Source organism: Rhodobacter sp. TJ_12, from assembly GCF_020023995.1.
Taxonomy (GTDB): Bacteria; Pseudomonadota; Alphaproteobacteria; order Rhodobacterales; family Rhodobacteraceae; genus Rhodobacter.
Genome location: NZ_NRRD01000021.1, coordinates 11,963 through 31,914, shown reverse-complemented (window position 1 = coordinate 31,914; position 19,952 = coordinate 11,963). Strand labels below are relative to the sequence as shown.

The window sequence follows — 19,952 nt, the reverse complement described above, 5'->3', positions numbered from 1 at the left end:
TGCCGGTTTTAGGGTTTTAAAAACGATATGTTCATAACGTCATCGCAACCGTAAGGAACAGCCACCCAATCCCCGACATCCACATTCAGACGAGGTTTCATCCATGGTCACCACTTCCGGCACCAACGCAGCCGACACATTGCAAGGCGCGTCTGGCGACGACCTGCTGACAGGATATGGCGGCAACGATCTGCTGACCGGCCTCGCTGGCAACGACACCCTGTCCGGCGGCGATGGGGCAGACACTTTGTCGGGCGGAACGGGCAACGACGTTCTCAATGGCGGCGACGGGGCGGATTCCCTGTCCGGCGCAGAGGGTGTGGACCTGCTGTTTGGGGGGCAGGGGGCCGATACCTTGGATGGCGGCGCTGGCGAGGATCAGGTTCTTTACTACCGCGAACCGGGAACCTCGGGTGTCACGGTCGATATGGAAACCGGCACCGCAACCGACACCTATGGAACGACAGACCGGCTGATCAGCATCGAAAGGGTCTACGGGTCCAATTATGCAGACACGCTGCTGGGCGCGGCATCGATCGGTGATTTTCTGGCCGGCGAAGACGGGGACGACAATATCAACGGGCGCGGCGGGGCCGACACTTTGGTGGGCGATGCCGGCAATGATACGCTGACCGGCGGGGCGGGTGATGACCAGCTGGCCTATTTCTTGGAACAGGGCAGCAATGGGGTCAATGTGAACCTCAACACCGGCCGCGCCACGGATACCTGGGGCGATACCGATACATTCAGCGGCATCGAACGGGTCTATGGCACCGCGATGCGCGATACGCTGATCGGCTCGGACAGTGACAGCGATTACCTGTTCGGGCGCGAAGGCGCGGACCTTTTGCGCGCGGGCGCCACCGGCGACACGCTTGTGGGCGGGGCCGGGGCCGATACGCTGACCGGCGGCGCAGGCGAAGACCTCGCAATGTATACGCTGGAAACCGGGACAGGCGGCATCACTGTCGACCTGGCCGCTGGCACGGCGACCGACACCTGGGGCCATACAGACAGCCTGAGCAGCATCGAATATGTCCGGGCCAGCGCACAAGACGATGTGCTGCTCGGCTCGGATGCAGAGGACGAGCGCTTCTTCGGCGATGCCGGCAATGACACGATCAACGGGCGCGACGGGAATAACCTGATCTACACCGGCAGCGGCAATGACCATGTCATTGTTGGCACCACGATTGCCGATGCTCGCGATACTGTGGTGATTGACGGGCGGGGCACGAAAACGATCACCGGGACCGATGCGACCGGATCGGCCTATGCCCATCACATCGTCTTCCAGCTCGATTCCGCAGTCACCGTAAACTTGGCCACCGGCATCGCGACGGCGGCGGGCACCCGGGTCGATTTCACCGACGCGCTTTATTTCCTCGAAGTCGGCGGCACGATGTATGACGACGTGCTGATCGGCGGCAATACGGCGCATGACTATCTGGAATGGTTCTCCGGCAATCAGGGCAACGACACGATCAACGGCGGATCGGGCCGCCGCGATACGGTGATTTATGATGCCGAAATGCGTGTGGGCTCGGTCAATGTTGAAACCGGCCAGCGCGAATATGGCACGCAGGGTGTGGTGGTGAACCTGACCACCGGTGTTGCGACCGACACTTTCGGCGACACTGATACACTGATCAACATCGACGATATTCGCGCCACGGCCCTAGCCGATCGGATCACCGGCAGCGCCGAGACCAACTTCTTCTGGGGACTTGCGGGCAATGACACGCTGAACGGCGCCGGTGGCGTCGACGCGGTCAACTACCGTGAAGATTATGCCACCGGCGGCACGGCAGGGATTGTGGTCGATCTGGCGGCGGGCACGGCCACCGATGGCTTCGGCGACACTGATACGCTGATCAGCATCGAAGACATCTACGCCACCGATTATAACGACGTGGTCAGCGGCTCGGATGCCTCAAACCGGCTAGAGGGCGAAGCCGGGAATGACACGCTGGACGGTTTGGCCGGCACCGACCTTTTGCTGGGTGGCGATGGGGCCGACATGCTGCGCGGCGGCACCGGCGATGACACGCTTTGGGGCGATGCCGGGGCAGATACGCTCAATGGCGGCGATGGCGAAGACCGTGCCAGCTTCATGGGTGATACCGCCGGGGTCACCGTCAATATGCTCGCGGGCACCGCGCGTGACGGATCGGGCGCGACCGATACGTTGATCAGTATCGAGGATGTGTTCACCTCGGAACATGCCGACCGGGTGACCGGCGATAATGCGGCGAACCGGATCGAAACCTATGGCGGGGCCGATACGGTTTCTGCTGGCGGCGGCGCGGATCTTATTCTTGGCGGCTGGGGCAATGACGTGCTCGATGGCGGCGGCGGGAATGATACGATCTGGGGGGAAACCGGCTCGGATACGATTGACGGCGGCGACGGGACCGACCGGGTCAGCTACATGGACGATGCGGCCGGGGTGGTGGTGAGCCTCCAAACCGGGCTGGCGACCGATGGCGGCGGTGCCACCGATCATCTGAGCGGGATCGAGGATGTTTATACCTCGGCCTTTGCCGATATGATTACCGGCGATGACGGCGCCAATAACATCTCGGCCTATGCGGGCGACGATACCATCAACGGCGGCGGCGGTGCGGATGTCATCACCGCAGGCGACGGCGATGACGAGGTGCATGGCGGCGCGGGCGATGACAAGCTTTGGGGCGAAGCGGGCGATGATACGCTTGACGGGGGCGACGGCGCGGATCTTGTGCGCTACATCACCTCGACCGATATCGTGGGCGTCAACCTGCAAGAAGGCATCGCGCGCGACGGGCTGCGCGGCGAAGATGTCTTGATCAGCATCGAACATGCGCATGGGTCGGATTACAACGATACGCTCGTCGGTTCGACCGCCGATAACAGCCTGTTCAGCTATGCCGGAGACGATATCCTAACCAGCGATGCCGGGCGCGACACGATGTCGGGCGGCGACGGGTCTGACACCTATCATTTCTACGCTGGCGACGGCTATGATCTGGTCACCGATCAGGGCGGGAGCGGCACCGATACGATCATCTTCCACAGCTACACGGCGGCGCAGGCCTCCGTGCAGCTTCAGAACCCCAATCTGCCCAATGTCGTCATCCGTTTCCGCGGCTCCGATCAATTCCATGACGGCACCGAAGATTACGTGGTCATCGCGGATACGCTCAATGCCGGGCAGGCCGGGACAATCGAACAGATTATCTTTGCCGACGGAACGGTTTGGGATCATAGCACGCTGATTTCGATGATCGGCAATGACGCCGAAGAGCTGACAGCACAGGTTCTGAGCGATGCCGGGGATCTTTACACTGGCACGGCGGCATCAGAAGATTTCGACGGCGGTCTGGGCGATGACATCCTGTTCGGGCTCAACGGCGATGACCGTCTGCGCGGCTCTCAGGGCAATGACACGCTTGATGGCGGCGACGGGCGTGACACGCTTTCGGGCGGCGACGGCGACGATGTGATCCGCGGCGGCCTGAGTTCCGCCGACAAACGCGACATCATCTATGGCGGCGACGGCAATGACAGCATCGACGGCGGCGATGGCAATGACGATCTGAACGGCGGCAACGGAAGCGACACGATTGAGGGCGGCTATGGCGCCGATCTGGTGATCGGGAATGACGGCGATGATTACCTGACCGGATCGGTCTATGCCGACCAGATCTTTGGCGGCAATGGCAATGACTTCATCAATGGCGGGTTCGGCAATGACCTCGTCAATGGCGGGGCGGATGCCGATACGTTCTACCATACCGGCATCGCCGGTCATGGATCGGACTGGATCCAAGATTACACCGCCGCGGATGGCGATGTTCTGCGGTTCGGGGCTTCTGGCCGGGTAAACGATTTTCAGGTCAACTTTGCCACCACGACAGCCGGGGATGACAATGTCGATGAGGCCTTCGTGATCTACCGCCCGACGGGACAGATCCTCTGGGCGCTGGTCGATGGCGCAGGCCAAGACAGCATCAACATCATGATCGGTGGCACGGAATACGATTTGCTCGCCTAAGCCAGCCGAGCCTGAGAAAGCAAACCGGGGGCAGCCGAAATCTGCCCCCGGAGCACGGTCGTTTTGCGACCGGGGCAACTGAGACGTAGGCCAAATCTATCGGCTGTTTCGGCGATCGGTGATGGCTTCGAGATGCCCCCATGCCAGACCGCCGACACCCCGCAGATCTTGCGCCGTCGCGCCCGGCACGGTTGAGGCGCCCCACAAAGCCTGCATGCATCCTCCGCAAGAATGGCCCCACGTTCGCCCACCGCATGATCATAAATCGGCCGACAAAACAGGGGTTCCTTGACGTTAGATCGCGCCGGGCAAGCCTGCGCAGCGCAAGCTGATGTTTTGGCGCAATGCCCAACCGCCATGAGACCGCGCAAAAGGTGGGCCGCACATGCTGCGATGCAGAACGCGCGGTTGCCATGTTTCCCGACCCAGGTATAAGTTTCCTAGGGCCAAGTCTGGCCTTACCGATCACGTGGCATTCCGGCCAGACCTGCGGAACGGCACAACCGGTGCATCCTCCGCAAGCGGCCCCTAACCAGTTTTGTTTTGCATTCATCCGGCTGCTAATTTTCAGGACCTGGCTATGACAAGAACAATCCACCTCTACACGCCCTACTATCTGTCGGATGATTTTGAGCGGCAAAAAGAGCTTGACCGTTGCCTAGAAAAGAATATCGCCGTGGCAGAGGTCGATAGAATTTTCCTGATGATTGATGATGGGCACACCCCGCCCTTTACATCAGACAAGCTGACCGTGATCCCGATCAATGGCCGGCCCAGCTATGCCGACTGGCTTGATCTGACCGCCCGTCACAGCACAGATGCAATCTCGGTTCTGGCCAATTCAGATATCTATCTTGACGAGACCGCAGCCCTGCTGCCGCAGATTTTTGACACCAGCCCCCAAGCCTTGGCCGCGATCAGCCGATACGAGATCGAAGGCGACAAGGTCAGCATGCATCCCAAACCACAATGGTCTCAGGACGTCTGGGTCATTGACGGGCGGGTGCCGGTGCCCGATGCAATCCGCCGCAAGATGGAAATTCCGCTGGGCGTGCCGCGTTGCGACAACAAAATCGGCTATGTATTCTCGGTGCACGGCTACGATATTTTCAATCCCTGCAAATTCGTGCGAACCTTTCACCTGCATGAAACCCAGCTTCGGTCTTACGACAACCATGTCGACAAGCGTATTCTGGGCGGCACCGCTTGGGTTCACCCGTCAGAGACGCTTACGACACCATCGAAAATGGTCTTTGATATCTGGTCGCTGAAACCGGACCCGGTTGAGCGGATTAAAGTGAACGATACGATCATCGTGAAAGAGCGGCAGGGCCTTGGCACGCCGAAACGTAAGATCAGCAATGCGATCGTCGCCTATGACCGGAACTGGCAGTTCCCGGCGATCACGGAACAGCACGCTTTTGAACGGATGGCCGAAGATCTGGCACTTCGGGAAACCGATGGCAGCGTGATTTACTTGGCCTTTCCCTGGGCAACGCTGATCGACAACCTTCTTCACAATAAAAAGAACCCGGAGCGGACCGCATTCTTCCGTCAAAAGCTTTTGTCCCTGAAACCGCGCCTAGCCGGTGCGCAATCAGTGATCACGACCTGTCAGCACATCCATATGCTGCGCTTTCAGGAACTGTTCGATGAGATGGGTGTCACGGATATTTTCTGGTCCCACGCGGTGCAAGATCAGCCTGCCCTGCCGAAATTTCCCGGCATCGCCTTGCATGCCTTCCCGCTTTATCCGGTGCAGGCGAAAGATCTTTGGAAGGCGCCCGCAATCCCCAAGAAACACTTGTATTCCTTCGTCGGGGCCAAGGCGAACCAGTACTATCTTACGGAATCGCGCAATATCATCATCGATGATCTGTCAAAGACCCATACCGGCTTCATCACCGGCAATGACACATGGCATTACAACAAGGTCGTCTATGACCATCAGGTGAGGGGCCTCGCCAAGACGGCGGACAACCTCGTTGACAACGACGCCTCAAAAAACTTTCAAAAAATCCTGCGCGAAAGCGTCTTCTCCCTGTGCCCCTCGGGAACGGGGCCGAACTCCATCCGGCTGTGGGAATCCATCGGCCTCGGCTCGATTCCGGTGATCCTTGCCGACAACCTCGCCCTGCCGGGCAACCCCGCTCTGTGGAAAGAGGCCGCTGTCTTCTGCAAAGAAGACAAGGCCAGCATTCTGGAACTGCCTGACCGGCTGAAAGCGATCCACGCCGATCCGGATCATCTCGCGCGCAAACGGCATGCGATGGCACAGATTTGGGAACTTTACGGGATCGACAATTTTGTTCATGACATCCGCCGGCTGATGCTGGAACGGTTGCAGGCGCATGCTGGCCAGATGCCGCGCATGGCACCCGCAGCCACCGTGCCGGTTTCGGATGCGGCGGCCCCGTCGCTGACCGCGCTCACCACCCAGATCCTTTTGGCCCCCGATGATATTGCAGAACGGCTGAAAAGGGATCGCCCCGGCATTGAGGCCCTCTTGGAAACAGCCACGGAAAGCCAACGCGCCATCTTTACCCGTGCGCTTGAGGTGCGCGACCTGAAATCGATCTGGGAAACCGCCTGATATGCGTCTCTTCATTATGGGCCGCCATGCCCACCGCACCCCTTTTGCCTATCGGACCTATCGTGCCCTGTTCGGCCGGAATTTTGACTATGTCGATCATCCGGAACAGGCCGACGTCATCCTGTTCGGTTATGTGCTGAATATCGATGAAAATGCTGATGAGCTGGCCGCTTTGCTGGAGAAAAAACCGGATCTGCGTCTGGTGGTTGTGTCAGAAGAACCACTTTGGGACACGACCAACAGCGGTGATTTCACGAAACGGCATAACATCCGGAAGACCGGGGGGCACAGCTTTCGCTATTCGGTCATCAACCACCACACATCAGATGTCTATGAATTCAGCCGTTTCCCCTATTTCCTGACCACCGACAACGAATACTTTCTGCGCTACAGCCGGATATTTGCCCAAAATGCCGCATTGTCCGCCGATGCACATCTGCAGGCCTGGAAGGCGGCAAAGATCCGCTATGCTTTCTTTGCCGAGAACCGCGACCTGGTGAAGAAATATAGCGTCTCGCACCCGGGGATCGAAACCTACGGGCTTTCGGTTTACCGGACCGATATCGCGAAAGGGATGCCCGACAAGGGCACGATGCGCGTGGGTCAAGGTTGGGGGGCAAAGGTCACCCGACAGGCCCTGCCCGATTGGCATCTCGACAAGATCGCGACGTTGAGGGGCAAAAGCTTTGTCATCTCCGCAATCGAAAATACAAGCCAGCGAAATTATATCTCTGAAAAGATCTTCGACGCTTTTGCCTGCAGAGGGCTGCCGCTATTCTGGGCCCCGCCTTCCCACCGTATTCACGAGTTCTGCCCCGCAGACAGCTTCATCAATCTGCACGGTCTGGAACCGCAGGAGGCGATAGACCGGATTACCGGTCTGACGCCCGGCAAGGCCGCCGCCGCAGCGCACGCCGAGGCACAAGATACCCTGCGCGCCCGTTTCCGCTATATGGACGATTATATCGCGGAACGTGCCGGGTTCGCCGGTCGGATTTCTGCGGAACTCAATGCAATAGTTCAGGAAAACCTTCCGGCGCTGAGCTGATCTTTCGGGCGCGGACGCTTCACCCGAAGCGGAGAAACCAGTATAGAAATTCTAACGAAATACCGATCGGAAAGACAGGGGTCATGCAGCCCATATCAGACCAGACGACAGCGTCAGGCGCACCGGCCAGCGGTGCCGCGACGATATTCCTGGCAACCGGTGCCCGCGAAACAGAATGCCGGGCTCGCCTGCGGACAGATGTGTCGTTTTCGCCGTTCACCCCCGGGGCGCTAACCGAGGCTCTGGCCGTCGGCCACGACCCGGTTATCATTTATCGTCGTGCCCAGCCCTGCGTTGCCCAAGCCCTGGAGGACGGAACCGCCCCATCTGCGGCACTGGCCGCCTGGTGTGAAGAGGCTGCGGCCATATTGAACACCCGGCAACAAGCCCGCCGCCGTGTGCTGTGCGTTGAGGAAACCCTGCTTCTGTCGGGCACCGAGGACGCGCTTGAACGGCTGCTGCGCCACCTTCCCGCGCCCGGCGCACTGGGCGAGGCACTCGCGCCGACAGGCCCGGCGGTCCCTTCTGACGACCCGCTGCATATGGTTCTGGCGGCACAGATCCTTGCCATTTCACCGCAGGCTCAGCGACTGGCCGCAGAACTGGAAGCGGCCAGCCTGTTCGCCCCGGCTCCAGCCCCCACAGCAGAGCTTCTGGACGCACTTTATGCCCAGTCACATGATCGCAGCTCTCTCGGAACTCTTGCCGCAGAGCGCGATCTGCTCTTGGCGCATATCGCGCAGATACATACCGAAAACAGCGAAGCTGAAGCGCGGCTGAAAGAAACGCTCCTGCAGGCTGACGCGCGGGATCAAGCCCTGACAGAGCTGCGCGAAGAAGCACAAAAGGCCCGCGCTGCCCATCACGACCTTACGGCAGAACGCGGGGTTCTACTGGATCATATCCGCGATCTTCAGGAACAAACAGACAGCCGCGGCACCCGCATCCAAAACCTGACAGACCAAGTGACCGCGCTTGAGGCCGATCTTGATTCAAGCCGTCAAGCTCTTCGAGACGCCCGTCAGCAGGCCTTGGAGACAGCCCGCAAAACTGCGGAACGCGAAACTGCCGCCCTGCGTGAACAGATCCGAACCCTCGAAAACCGTGAGACCTCCCATAGGGAAGAGGTCGGCGGTCTGCGGCAGGCCCGTGACCGCGAAGCTGCCCGTGCAAAAGCGCTCCAGTCCGAAATAACCGCCGCGAAAAAGCACTGGGGCGAAATACTTTCTCAGGCGGAGCAGCGCGAACTCGCCTTGCAGGAGCAGCTGACCCTGCTGCGCCGCGAATATGACAAGCTCATCGTCTCCCGTTCTTGGAAAGTGACGCAACCGCTGCGCTCTGCAAACAGTTTGCTGAGCGGTCGAAAAAACAAGGATCAGTGAATTCATGCAGGACGTCCCCAGAGCGACACCTGAAGGAACCGCTATCGTGATCGGCACTGGCCGAGTGATAGATATGTCGGGCTTCGGGACGCCCCGGACCATCATTGTTGAACCAGACCCCGCCCGCGTCGCGTGGCTGGAGACGCAGACCCGCGGCATGGCGCAAATCACACTGCTCGCAGGGATGATTGCGGCACAGGATGGCGAGGCCGAACTCAACATCTTCAACGTGCCCGGGCTGAACAGTTTGCATGCGCCCGCACCGGCACTCGAAGAGCTCTATCCCGGGCTGCGGATCTGTCAGCGCCCGGTGATTTCCCTGATCACACCGGCCAAACTGATCGCGGCTGCGGCGCCACTGCAAAGCCCTGTGACCCTGCGCCTCGACACACCGGGTGACACGACGGATATCCTCTTGGCGCTGACGTCCACAGGCGACCTGACCGGTTTTGACAAGATCGAACTGCGTTGCTGCGCGGATGATCTTTTTGGGACAAAAACCGGCGCGGAGGCCGCAAAGGCCATCCTGATAGAGGCGGGTTTCACGGTCCAAAGCACCGACAACAGCGATCCGGACTGGCCCGTTTTGCATTTCATCCTTGACCGGGCCGCCATGCAAATCCGCAAGCTTGAAAGCGCCCTTTCCGAAGCCCGAACAGAAATCACGGCGCTTCAGGCCAGCGCGAAAACCCGCGACGAGCGGACTGAGAGCCTAGAGGCCGAGCTGAAAGCGGTCAAAGAGAAGGCCGAATGGCGCCTGAAGCGGATCAAGGAACTGGAAAGCGAGGCTGAGGCGGCCCGGGCCGGGCGGGATACGCTCAAAGCCAAAACGGAAGCCAGCGACGCGCGGATCACAAGCCTTGAGGCGGATCTCAAAGCCATCACCGAGAAGGCCGAATGGCGTTTGAAACGTATCAAGGAACTCGAAGCCAACACCCAGCAGCTTGAAAAGGAGCGCGACAGGGAACGCAGCGATCTCGGGCTTGCGCTGAGAATGCAGACACTTGCCGGCAGCGATCTGTCTGATCTTCGGCAACGCTATGCTGCCCTGCAGGACCAAAAACTTCGGCAGGACACGCTGATCTCCCAGCTTGTTGTCCGGCTTGAAGAAGCTTCTGGCTATCTGCAAGACCTTGCATCCCTGCCCAGCCCGACCGCAGAGCCCATTTCGGACAGCCGTCCAGTGCGGAAAAAAAAGGCCTCAGAGTCCAAACAGGGACGCGCAGCGAAGCGAAAAAAGAAATGAGCGAAGAAGACGCGCGCATCGCCGATCTGCACCGGACGCTGACCACGACACTGGAGGCGATCCGGCGCGAAAGAGGGACATCATCGCAGGAGATGATCGCCGCCCCGCCACTCGAAAGCCTGCTCGATCAATGCCGCGCCCTAGAGATGGAAGCAACGCAGGCACAAGACGGGGCCGTTGCCGTGCTGGAACATTTTGCCTGCACCGGCGGAACCATCATCAGCAGATGCTTGGCCGCGATGCCAAACACCGTGCTTCTGAGCGAAATGGATCCGCTCAGCCTGAACCATATGACCACACCGTCGCGTTTTGCCCCGACGGATCTGATCAAACAGATGCGCTACAGTCGGCATGAGTTGCCTGACACTTTGGCTATCGATATCTTCCTGTCGGGCCTGAAGCCTTTGCTCGACGCAATTCAGCGCAACGGCCAGAAACTGGTGATCCGGGCGCATGCGCATTCGCAATACTGCACCACGGCGGATTGGACGGCCCGCCCCTCGGTGACAGAGATCATCGCCCGCAATCATCCCGTGCGCGATGTGCTGACCGTCCGCCATCCGCTGCAATCTTGGCAATCCCTGCAAAAGAATGGCTGGGTCCAGTTCGCCCCCGGCACCCTTGAGGAATATGCGCGCCGTTACCTTGCGTTTCTGGATGCCCGCCCCTCAGCCCGCATCCTGACTTATGAGGATTTTATCGCCGATCCCGAAGCCGTTCTGAAGCAAATCTGCGACGAACTGGGCCTGACCTATGCGCCCATGACACCGTCCATGGTTGGGGTCATTGGCATGTCTGGCAACAGCGGGCGCGCCGGCGATCAGATTGCAGCCCGCCCCTCGCGGGAACTGCCCGATGATCTGCGCGCAGAGCTTCGCTCCAGCCCGTCTTATGCCGCGCTGTGCCAACGTCTAAATTACCCTAACCTGCCCGACGACCTGTCACAGGCTTCGGGCTGACAGCCCTGCCGCAGCATTTCCGGCGGACCGAGAACCAAGCGGTCCGTGTTAGCCCTCGCCCTCCTGCGCCGATCGGCTATAAGATGGTGAACGGCAAGCAATAAACCGGCGCAGCAGGGATTTCGAATGAGCCAGCCTTCCGGAAAGCGGGCGCAAAATGAGTTACGCGCCACCCTAAGCAGATCTACGGGTGCGCTGGCGGGGGTGGCGCTGTTCAGTGCTGTGATCAACATCCTGATGCTGACCGGCCCGACATTTATGCTGCAAATCTATGACAGGGTGATCGGTAGCGGTTCCACCAACACGCTGGTGGTCCTTTTTGTGATCGTGGTGTTCCTGTTTGCCATGATGGGGCTTCTGGATCACATCCGCGGACGGGTGCTGGCGCGGGTCGGTGCACGGCTGCAAGACAACCTTGATGTTCGTGTTCTGGGGGCGATCCTGCGTCAGGCCGAACATCCTGTGCTGCGCAGCAGACCGGCCTCTGCGCTTAGCGATCTGGCGCAGATACAGGGGCTATTCTCATCCCCCGCGCTCGGTGCGGTCTTTGATTTGCCATGGACCCCGCTTTTCATCGTCGTTCTGTTCCTGTTCCACCCACTGATGGGGTGGTTCGCCATTGCCGGCACAATTCTGATCTTTGTGCTGGCCTTGCTGAACCAGCGCACCACCAGCCGCGGCCAGATCGACGCGCTGCGCGCCATGGGCGAGGCTGAAATGCGCGGCGCGGCAATGCGCAAGGAAATCGAAACCGTGCGCGGGCTCGGCATGCGCCCCGAACTGATCCGACGCTGGAAAAACGCCCGTCAGGAGGCGCTGAAATCCACGCTGCAGGCCTCCGATTTCGGCGGCGGCTTCACGGCGGCGACCAAGGCCTTCCGGATGCTGCTGCAATCGGCGATGCTCGCGCTTGGCGCTTGGCTGGTGTTGCAAGGCGCGTTGACGGCGGGCGCGATGATCGCGGGCTCTATCTTGCTTGGGCGCGCCCTTGCCCCGGTGGAACAGACCGTGGGCCAGTGGCCGCAGATCCAGCGCGCTTGGGGCGCGTGGAAAAACCTCGGGCAGCTGCTGTCCTCGGTGCCCGAACTGGAAAGCCCGCTTGACCTGCCCCCGCCCAAAGCCCTGATCGAAGTTGCCAATGCCGCGATTGCGCCGCCCGGCAGCCGAATGCCGACGCTGCACCGCGTGGGGTTTCGGGCCAAGGGCGGGGATGCCATTGCGGTCATTGGCCCGTCGGCCTCGGGCAAATCCACTTTGGCGCGGGGCCTTGCGGGTCTGTGGCCGGTTCTGCAGGGGGATATCCGGCTCGATGGGGCGCGGCTCGATCAGTACGATTTTGACCGGCTGGGGCGGCTGATGGGCTATCTTCCGCAAGATGTCGTGCTTTTTGCCGGCACGATCGCGGAAAATATCGCCCGGTTCAATCCCGATGCCGACGCCGATAGCATCGTGGCTGCCGCCAAAGCCGCCGCCGCGCATGAGCTGATCTTGAGCCTGCCCAAAGGCTATGACACCCAAGTCAGCGATGACGGGGCGGAACTGTCGGGTGGGCAGCGTCAGCGTATTGGACTGGCCCGCGCTTTCTACGGCGACCCGGTCGTTTTGGTTCTTGATGAGCCCAATTCCAGTCTGGATGAGATCGGGATCCGTGCACTTAACAGCGCGATCGCGCATGCCCGCGCGGCCGGAAAGATCGTCTTTGTGATGTCGCACCGGCCCTCTGCGCTGGCCGAATGCAATCTTGTCATGCTGATCGAAGGCGGCCAGATGCGGAATTTCGGACCGCGCGACGAAGTGCTGGCGCGCAATGCCCGGCCCGCCCCCAATGTGGTTCAGGCCAACCGGAAGGAACAGTCATGACAATGGACTGGTCGCCGCGACGTTTTCTGCTTTGGGGTTTTGTCACTCTGTTCTTGGGGCTTGGAGGCTTCGTGGCTTGGGCCGTGGCCACAGAGATCACCGGTGCCGTTGTCGCATCGGGCCGGGTCGAGGTCGCGGCGCGCCGTCAGGTGCTGCAGCATCCCGACGGCGGGATCGTGGCCGCCATTGAGATCCGCGACGGCGACAGTGTCATTGCGGGCGAGCCGCTGATCCGGCTCGACGGCACGGAACTGGAAGCGCAAAAAAGCCTGCTGCAGCGCCAGCTTTACGAGGCGCTGGCCCAGATGGACCGGTTGCAGGCCGAAGTGCTGGATCATGAGCACCTGACCTACCGCCCCGAACTGACGCAAATTGCCGCCGCGCGACCCGAGATTGCGCGGCTTTTGCAAGATGAGCGGTCCTTGTTTGAATCGCGGCGCGACACAATTCGTCAGACGCTGGCCCAGTTCGACGAACGCAAGGTCCAGACCGAGGCGCTTATCCATGGCTACACCCGACAAATTGCCGCCCAGCAGCGGCAGCTTGATCTGATTGAACAGGAAATCCGCGATCAGGATTCGCTTTTTGAGCGGGGCCTGACGCAATTTGCCCGCGTCTCGACGCTGCGCCGCGCGGGTGCGGAACTTGAGGGGGAAATCGCGCGGCTCGAAGCCTCTATCGCGGAAGCCCGCAGCGCCATTGCCGGCTATGAGATTCAGCGTCTGCGCACCATCGCCACCCGGCGCGAAGAAGCCCAAGATGCGCTGCGCGAACTGCAGCCACAAGAAATCCGGCTGCGCGAAAACCTGCGTGTGGTGGACACCCGGCTGGGCCGTCTGGTGCTACGCGCGCCGATGTCAGGCCGGGTTCTGGCGCTGCAAATCCACACCATCGGCGGGGTGGTCAATCCGGGCAGCGATATCGTATCGATCGTGCCCAGAGACACACCGCTGATCTTTACCGTGCGCATCGATCCGCGCCAGATCGACCGGGTGCGCCCGGGCCTGCCCGCCTCGATCCGCTTTCCCAATTTCAACAGCCGCATCACCCCAAGCTTTTCGGGATATGTCAGCACCGTATCGGCCGATACGGTCAGCGACCCACAGACCGGGGCGGCCTATTACACTGCCGAGCTGGAACTGTCTGACGCCAGCTTGGCCGGGTTCGATCTGCAACCGGGGATGCCACTGGAAGCCTTTATCGAGACCGGCGCCCGCAGCCCGGCCTCTTTCCTCGTGAAACCGTTTACCGATTACCTGTCCTACGCGCTGCGCGAAGACTGAACCGCCGCGCAGGGCCGGGCCGGTTTCCCGGCGGTCGTTCGCGCCAGCGGCCGACCGGATCACGGTTTTTGATTGGCCCCGCGGGCCCGGCCCGGTATGACTTCCGACATTGCTGACTCCCCGGGGGACGAAAGACTTGCGTAAACTGCCGATTCTCAGCCTCGTTCTATGCTGCACAACCGCCCTCTCTGCCTGTTCCCTGCCCCGCGGTGTCGGCATGACCCAGGAAATCATCGGCGCCAATGAGGAAGCCGCCGAAGAAGCCGGCTTTCAGATCGTCCATGTCAGACGGGACAATGTTTTGTCGCTGGCCTCTTGGCCCGCCACCGGCTGGTCGGGGGAATATAAGTGGCTTTCCGGCGGGCGCGGCCCCGCCTCCCCGCTGATCCGGCCCGGCGACAAGATCAGCCTGCAAATCTGGGACAACAGCGATAATTCCCTGCTGACCTCTGAAACCCAAAAAGCGGTTTCCCTGACCGAGTTGGACGTCACCCCGGGCGGCACCGTCTTTGTGCCCTATGCCGAAGATGTGCGGATCAGCGGCCTGTCCCCGGATGCCGCGCGCCGGAAAATTCAAGAGGCCCTGCAACCCTTCATTCCGGCGGTGCAGGTTCAGCTTGGCTATGCGGCTGGCCGAGAAAACTCGGTCGATCTGGTCTCAGGCGTCAGCAAGCCCGGCACCTATTCCCTGCCGGACCGCAACAGTTCCGTTCTGTCGATGATTGCGCAAGGCGGGGGGATTTCGTCCTCGCTGGACAACCCGTTGGTGCGGCTGATGCGCGGCGGAAAAACCTATGAGATCCGCGCCGATACCCTGTTTGCCGATGCCAGCTACAACACCTTGCTGCGGGGCGGCGACAAGATCGTTGTGCAGGAAGATCAGCGCTACTTCACCGCCTTCGGCGCCAGCGGCAACGAAAGCTTGGTGCATTTCCAGAAAGAAGAGATCACCGCGCTGGAGGCCATGTCGCTGATTGGCGGGCTCAATGATCAGCGCGCCAATCCCAAAGGGGTACTTGTGCTGCGCGCCTATGAGCCGGAGCAGTTGCGGCTCGATGAAAGCGGCCCGAACCAGCAAGACGTGGTCTTCGTATTCAACCTGACCAATGGCGAGGGGCTCTTTGCGGCCCGCAAATTCCGCATTCATCCGAAAGATACCGTGATTGTGACGGAATCTCCGGTGATGACGGTCCGCACCGTGTTCGGCCTGTTGAACACCCTTTTGGTGACGAATAACCGCTTCTGACGCAGGCGCGGCCCCGGCGTGCCTCGTGGGCCCGCCGCAAGACCTTAGAGCCGGTCCAGCGCCATCCGGTGGGCCACACGAATCCAGTAGGATGCGGTAAGCTCGTTGCGGAACAACGTCAGCCCGTCCATTTCCGCCGGGGTCACCGCAAAATCGGGCTGTATCGGCGCACGACGGGTCCGCAACACTTCGTTGCGAGCACCGAAATGATCCTTCAGCGCCTCGAATTCGCCGCGTGCAAACAGGCAGGGCACGCAGTCGTCGCCAAATTCAATGCGCATCGCTTCGGTCGTGTGGGTCAGAAGCCAATCTTGCGCGACCTTGGGCTCGGCAAGGATATTGGCGGCAAAACTGGCCAAAGAGGGCGGAGACACATTGGACGTGCCGCCATTGACCTTTTCCAGATCATCCGGGTTCAGATCCACATTCAGGTGGCGCAGCATGGTGCCAATGATCCCACCCGGCGCGTTGCGGCAGGTGGCAAAATCCATGAAGGTGATCTCTTCGGGGCGGAACACCGTTTCTAGGCGATCAAGGATGGTATTATAATCCACGCTAAGCCCGGCATACATACCGCTTTCAATCACCGGCAAAACCAGATGCGGCGGGCGTTGCGGATTGCTCTTTTTGGACAGTTCCAGATAGACCGACTGAAGAAACTGCCATTGCGTGCGCAAAACGCAGATGACCTCGATCTCATCAAAGGGGCTCAGCGCCGCGCGGATGGCCTCAAAGTCCGGGGCGCCACGCGGATCGGTGCGAGAAAATTCTTCGCTGCTCAGAAAGACGGTCGCCTCGGTCTGTGCATAATCCTGCGCAATCCGGCGCAACGCGGCAAGACTGCCCTCTTCATAGGCATAGACTTTCGGCAGGTGGCCCCAGTCAAAGACCAGCCCGTGATGGCCGGTCACCCGGCCGAGTTTCGGGTAGATCAGGCCTTTTTGCGCCAGTAGATCCGCATTGGCCCAGAACATGTCCTGGATCGTGGTGGTTGCGGTCTTGTGGGTTCCGATATGCAGAACGACTTTCGACATCGTATTTCTTTCCGCCTCAAACGGCCGCAGAGACCGGGGTCACCACCGCATCTTTCGCCTGCGCCACCGGCGCACCAATTCTGTCGCGCATCACCTGCAGATACAGATCCCCCCAGGTCATGGAGGGTTCCAGCACAGCTTTTTCGGCCCATTCGTTCCAGGCATTCACGAACAGCTCTCCGCGATAGGATCCCGCCAGCCGGTGATCGGCAATCTCTTTCAACCAGCGAGAGAAACTTGCCGGGTTCGCGCCATAGGCGATATGAGCCTGCAAATGCCGACGCGCTGTATTATCCCAACTGGGCATCGCGCCGCAGATCGTGTTCTGCGGCAAGGTCGCGGTATATTTCGCCGACACCGAATTCGCGATCACCCGGTCATAGTCATAGACCAGCCCCTTGAAGCCGCCATGGATCTCGCGGTTCAGCAAGTTGCCATCCGGCCCGCCAAACAGATAGTCGCTGGCCGTCACCATGCCGTGCGGCGGCATCTCGACCCAGAAATCAAACAGATCATCCGCGACATCGGCCTCGCCGCCGATGTGGAAGCAGACCGCGCCCAGTTCGACCTCACCGATCCCGGCGCCGCGCCAGGCGTCCCGCATGCGGGCCACGCTGGCCGCCGGATCGGGCATATCCTCGGGACGATAGATGATGAAACGCGGGCGCGTCCCATCGGGGCGGGCATAGCGCGCATCGCGCATATAAGGCAGGGAATCGCGCACCAGCGCCGCTTCGAACCCCTCCCTGTAGGTCTGTTCCAAAAGCACTGTACCGGACATCCCGTCCCAGTTGCGCCGCCAACTTTCATTGGCCCAGCACAGGTAGAAGGGGAAGTCGATTTCCGGGCGTTGCAGCAGACGGTCCAGCGGTTGTTCCAGAACGCGGCGACCATCGAACCAGTAATGATAGACGCAGAACGCGTCGATCCCGGCGGCGCGCGCCAGTTCCGTCTGTGCGCCCATCGTCTCTGTCACGCGCAGATCGTAATAGCCCAGATCCGCCGGCAGAAGCGGCTGCGTATGCCCCGGGAATAGGGATGTCGCCCCGACCACACCACGCCATTCGGTAAAGCCGCGCCCCCACCAGGAATCGTTCTCCGGGATCGGGTGAAACTGCGGCAGATAGAATGCAGAGGTGAAAGTCGGCCGACGCCCCGGCGCGGGCGGGCTGGCTTCTTCAAGCTGCGTGGTTTGCAAAATCCGCTGCCCGGCCGCGCGTGCCAAGCCGCCCATGGCGCGTTCCAGACCATGGGCCAGTGTCGCATCGACCTGAGCCGCCTCGATCTCGAAATGATCTTCGTTGAGCCGCAACGCCTTGAGCATTCCCACCATCAGTGGCTTCAGCCAGTAAATCGACCCCGCCGGGAAAGAGAGACTGTCCCAGGGGCAGTCGATTTCCACCCGCTGCAGCAGATGCCGGGTGATTTCATAGTTCGATCCCCACCATTCGGTGCTGGTGAAATGCTGCCCGTCGGCAACCCAAAAGGCGGCCTCACTGTCGGCGGTGAACCGCTCCAGCAGATCCGCCAGGCCGGTTTCGGGCAGAATGCCGCCGATTAGATGGTTGCGCCATTTATCGCCATCTTCGCGATGCGGCGATTTCTTCGTGTGAATCTTGCAGACAGCCTCATAGCCATCAAGCGCGCCAGCATTGACCAGCCGCAGGAAGGGCAGGATATCGCGGCCGCGATTGGCCACCTGAACAACCGTCGCCTGCGGGAAGGCCGCGCCGATTTCCTCGGCCAGTTCGTCGGTTTCCGCACCGCGATAGGTCAGCGTGACAAAAAGATCGTAGTCAATCTCCAGCGCATTGAGCCGGGCGGCAAATTCCGGCCAAAGATCCGGGTAATAGACATGCGCAACCACGGCAAAGCGCGCGCGGGGGCGATCCCGGTCAAAGCGCAGAACCGGTGTCTTGCCTTGGGGCAGGTCTTCGACCTTGGGAAGTTCCTTGTGAATACGGGCCTCTTTATGGCCCGAAACGACCCAGTGATGAAACGGCGACATACCGGTTTCGGCAACATCGGGATTGTAGCGCAAATAGGCCGAGGGCGAAAAATCCGGATTGGGGCGGAAGCCACGGCCTTCGCCGTAAACGATGTAATGGCGCAGCGGAAATTTATGAAACAGTGCCTGAATGCCCGGATAGGCCCCGCGGTAATAGACCGGATCAAAGAGCCCCGAGGCCCGCGCAGCCTTCAGAAAGGACCGCTCTTTCCGTGTCAGTAAAAAAATTCTCAAAAATCGCAGTATCCGCGCCACTGCCCCGTTAGAATCTTGCCGCATGGCCAAGCCCCGTCCGTTACCGCCTCCGCATAGCAACCCGTCAGTGCACTGACAAGCAAACTAGGGATCAAGCGCCTTCATCCATAATGATGCGGTGATAGCGATGCAGGAGCAGCATGCCAAGCGCTGCTAAGACGACAGAAAGCATATAGACATAGGGTTCGGACACATAGGCGGCGCCATAGGTATCGTATATCCCCGCCCGCATCATCATGATGACGTGCCCGGCCGGGTTCCACAAAAGCAGATCCCGTGCGGCCTCGGGCAGTTCGTCGATCAGAAAGAAGATCCCAGAAATCAGAAAAAGCGGCCGGTTCAGAACGGCCCAGACGAATTGCCAGATGGGGAACATGCTCATCAGATAGCAATTCGCCAGCCCGACCCCTGTTCCCAATGCAATGGCCATGCCAAAGCTACGAAAGATCTTTAGGTAATCCAAATTGAGATGCAGCCCAAAGGCGATGATGATGCCACTCACCACCAGCCCGAAAACCACGATCTCCGTCAGGGCGTTCAGGATCAGACGCGCCACGATCGCATCCATAAAGGTGACATTCGGGTAGGACAGAAGCTGCCGGGAATAGCGGATCGCCGTCCCGACCTTATTGCTCAGGCTCTGATAGAGCATGAACGGCATGATCCCTGTTGCAAAAAAGAGGGGGAAATTGTCCCCCAGTGGCGGCGTCCGTGCAATGAAGGACAAAACGACCGTAAAGATCACGATCCCGCCCACCGGTTCCGCAATGGCCCAGACATAGCCACCCGGCGAACGACCGTAGGTGGTGGACATTTCGCGCAGCATTAGGGCCATCACCACACGAAAGAACACGAAACGTCGGCGGGGGACGGAAACAGACATCATGACCTGCGGGATCCTTCGGCAAGTTCAGCGTATTCGGGGCTAGCGGGCCGGGCACTACAGGTCAAGGAACAAGGTTTTTGCTTGCATCGACACAGAGAAAATTCCATGCCTACCTT

The 19,952-nt window shown here is 60.3% G+C and carries 12 protein-coding genes; 9 read left to right on the top strand and 3 right to left on the bottom strand.

What is annotated here, in order from left to right:
* The first annotated feature begins 103 nt into the window (after positions 1–103).
* From CKO11_RS13960 to CKO11_RS13920, 9 genes are all read left to right on the top strand, one after another.
* Positions 104–4,036, top strand: coding sequence for a beta strand repeat-containing protein (locus CKO11_RS13960; RefSeq protein WP_223640017.1), 3,933 nt, complete (start codon positions 104–106; stop codon positions 4,034–4,036).
* 580 nt (positions 4,037–4,616) lie between these two features.
* Positions 4,617–6,629, top strand: a complete 2,013-nt coding sequence (locus CKO11_RS13955; RefSeq protein ID WP_223640014.1) for an exostosin family protein — start codon at positions 4,617–4,619, stop codon at positions 6,627–6,629.
* A 1-nt stretch (position 6,630) separates the two neighbouring features.
* Positions 6,631–7,677, top strand: coding sequence for a glycosyltransferase family 10 domain-containing protein (locus CKO11_RS13950; RefSeq protein WP_223640011.1), 1,047 nt, complete (start codon positions 6,631–6,633; stop codon positions 7,675–7,677).
* An 83-nt stretch (positions 7,678–7,760) separates the two neighbouring features.
* Positions 7,761–9,059 (top strand): hypothetical protein, encoded by a 1,299-nt coding sequence (locus CKO11_RS13945; protein WP_223640008.1) that lies wholly within the window; start codon positions 7,761–7,763, stop codon positions 9,057–9,059.
* Positions 9,060–9,063: 4 nt separating this feature from the next.
* Entirely contained in the window at positions 9,064–10,305 is a 1,242-nt protein-coding gene (locus tag CKO11_RS13940) for a hypothetical protein (protein WP_223640005.1), read from the top strand.
* Positions 10,302–11,264: a sulfotransferase gene (locus CKO11_RS13935; RefSeq protein WP_223640002.1), complete on the top strand. Its 963-nt coding sequence runs from the start codon at positions 10,302–10,304 to the stop codon at positions 11,262–11,264. Before CKO11_RS13940 ends, CKO11_RS13935 begins: the two co-directional genes overlap by 4 nt.
* A 126-nt stretch (positions 11,265–11,390) precedes the next feature.
* On the top strand, positions 11,391–13,124 hold the full coding sequence (locus tag CKO11_RS13930) for a type I secretion system permease/ATPase (protein WP_223640000.1): 1,734 nt from the start codon (positions 11,391–11,393) through the stop codon (positions 13,122–13,124).
* Entirely contained in the window at positions 13,121–14,407 is a 1,287-nt protein-coding gene (locus CKO11_RS13925) for an HlyD family type I secretion periplasmic adaptor subunit (RefSeq protein ID WP_223639998.1), read from the top strand. The genes CKO11_RS13930 and CKO11_RS13925 overlap by 4 nt, the downstream gene beginning before the upstream one ends.
* Positions 14,408–14,624: 217 nt before the next feature.
* Complete coding sequence (locus CKO11_RS13920) at positions 14,625–15,653, top strand: polysaccharide biosynthesis/export family protein (protein ID WP_223639996.1); 1,029 nt, start codon at positions 14,625–14,627, stop codon at positions 15,651–15,653.
* A 44-nt stretch (positions 15,654–15,697) separates the two neighbouring features.
* Here CKO11_RS13920 and CKO11_RS13915 read toward each other — a convergent pair whose 3' ends face one another.
* The 3 genes from CKO11_RS13915 to CKO11_RS13905 all read right to left on the bottom strand — a co-directional run bounded on the left by CKO11_RS13915 (position 15,698) and on the right by CKO11_RS13905 (position 19,833).
* The gene (locus tag CKO11_RS13915; RefSeq protein WP_223639994.1) at positions 15,698–16,687 is read right to left on the bottom strand and encodes a hypothetical protein; all 990 of its coding nucleotides are present in this window, start codon (positions 16,685–16,687) and stop codon (positions 15,698–15,700) included.
* Positions 16,688–16,703: 16 nt separating this feature from the next.
* Positions 16,704–18,974, bottom strand: coding sequence for a glycoside hydrolase family 99-like domain-containing protein (locus CKO11_RS13910; RefSeq protein WP_223639992.1), 2,271 nt, complete (start codon positions 18,972–18,974; stop codon positions 16,704–16,706).
* Positions 18,975–19,041: 67 nt separating this feature from the next.
* Complete coding sequence (locus CKO11_RS13905; protein ID WP_223639990.1) at positions 19,042–19,833, bottom strand: ABC transporter permease; 792 nt, start codon at positions 19,831–19,833, stop codon at positions 19,042–19,044.
* Between the last annotated feature and the right edge of the window lie 119 nt (positions 19,834–19,952).

What these genes read in the sequence shown, in the direction of transcription:
- CKO11_RS13960 (WP_223640017.1), top strand. Translation starts at nt 104, where the DNA reads ATGGTCACCACTTCCGGCACCAACGCAGCCGACACATTGCAAGGCGCG.
- CKO11_RS13955 (WP_223640014.1), top strand. Translation starts at nt 4,617, where the DNA reads ATGACAAGAACAATCCACCTCTACACGCCCTACTATCTGTCGGATGAT.
- CKO11_RS13950 (WP_223640011.1), top strand. Translation starts at nt 6,631, where the DNA reads ATGCGTCTCTTCATTATGGGCCGCCATGCCCACCGCACCCCTTTTGCC.
- CKO11_RS13945 (WP_223640008.1), top strand. Translation starts at nt 7,761, where the DNA reads ATGCAGCCCATATCAGACCAGACGACAGCGTCAGGCGCACCGGCCAGC.
- CKO11_RS13940 (WP_223640005.1), top strand. Translation starts at nt 9,064, where the DNA reads ATGCAGGACGTCCCCAGAGCGACACCTGAAGGAACCGCTATCGTGATC.
- CKO11_RS13935 (WP_223640002.1), top strand. Translation starts at nt 10,302, where the DNA reads ATGAGCGAAGAAGACGCGCGCATCGCCGATCTGCACCGGACGCTGACC.
- CKO11_RS13930 (WP_223640000.1), top strand. Translation starts at nt 11,391, where the DNA reads ATGAGCCAGCCTTCCGGAAAGCGGGCGCAAAATGAGTTACGCGCCACC.
- CKO11_RS13925 (WP_223639998.1), top strand. Translation starts at nt 13,121, where the DNA reads ATGACAATGGACTGGTCGCCGCGACGTTTTCTGCTTTGGGGTTTTGTC.
- CKO11_RS13920 (WP_223639996.1), top strand. Translation starts at nt 14,625, where the DNA reads ATGACCCAGGAAATCATCGGCGCCAATGAGGAAGCCGCCGAAGAAGCC.
- CKO11_RS13915 (WP_223639994.1), bottom strand. Translation starts at nt 16,687, where the DNA reads ATGTCGAAAGTCGTTCTGCATATCGGAACCCACAAGACCGCAACCACC.
- CKO11_RS13910 (WP_223639992.1), bottom strand. Translation starts at nt 18,974, where the DNA reads ATGCGGCAAGATTCTAACGGGGCAGTGGCGCGGATACTGCGATTTTTG.
- CKO11_RS13905 (WP_223639990.1), bottom strand. Translation starts at nt 19,833, where the DNA reads ATGTCTGTTTCCGTCCCCCGCCGACGTTTCGTGTTCTTTCGTGTGGTG.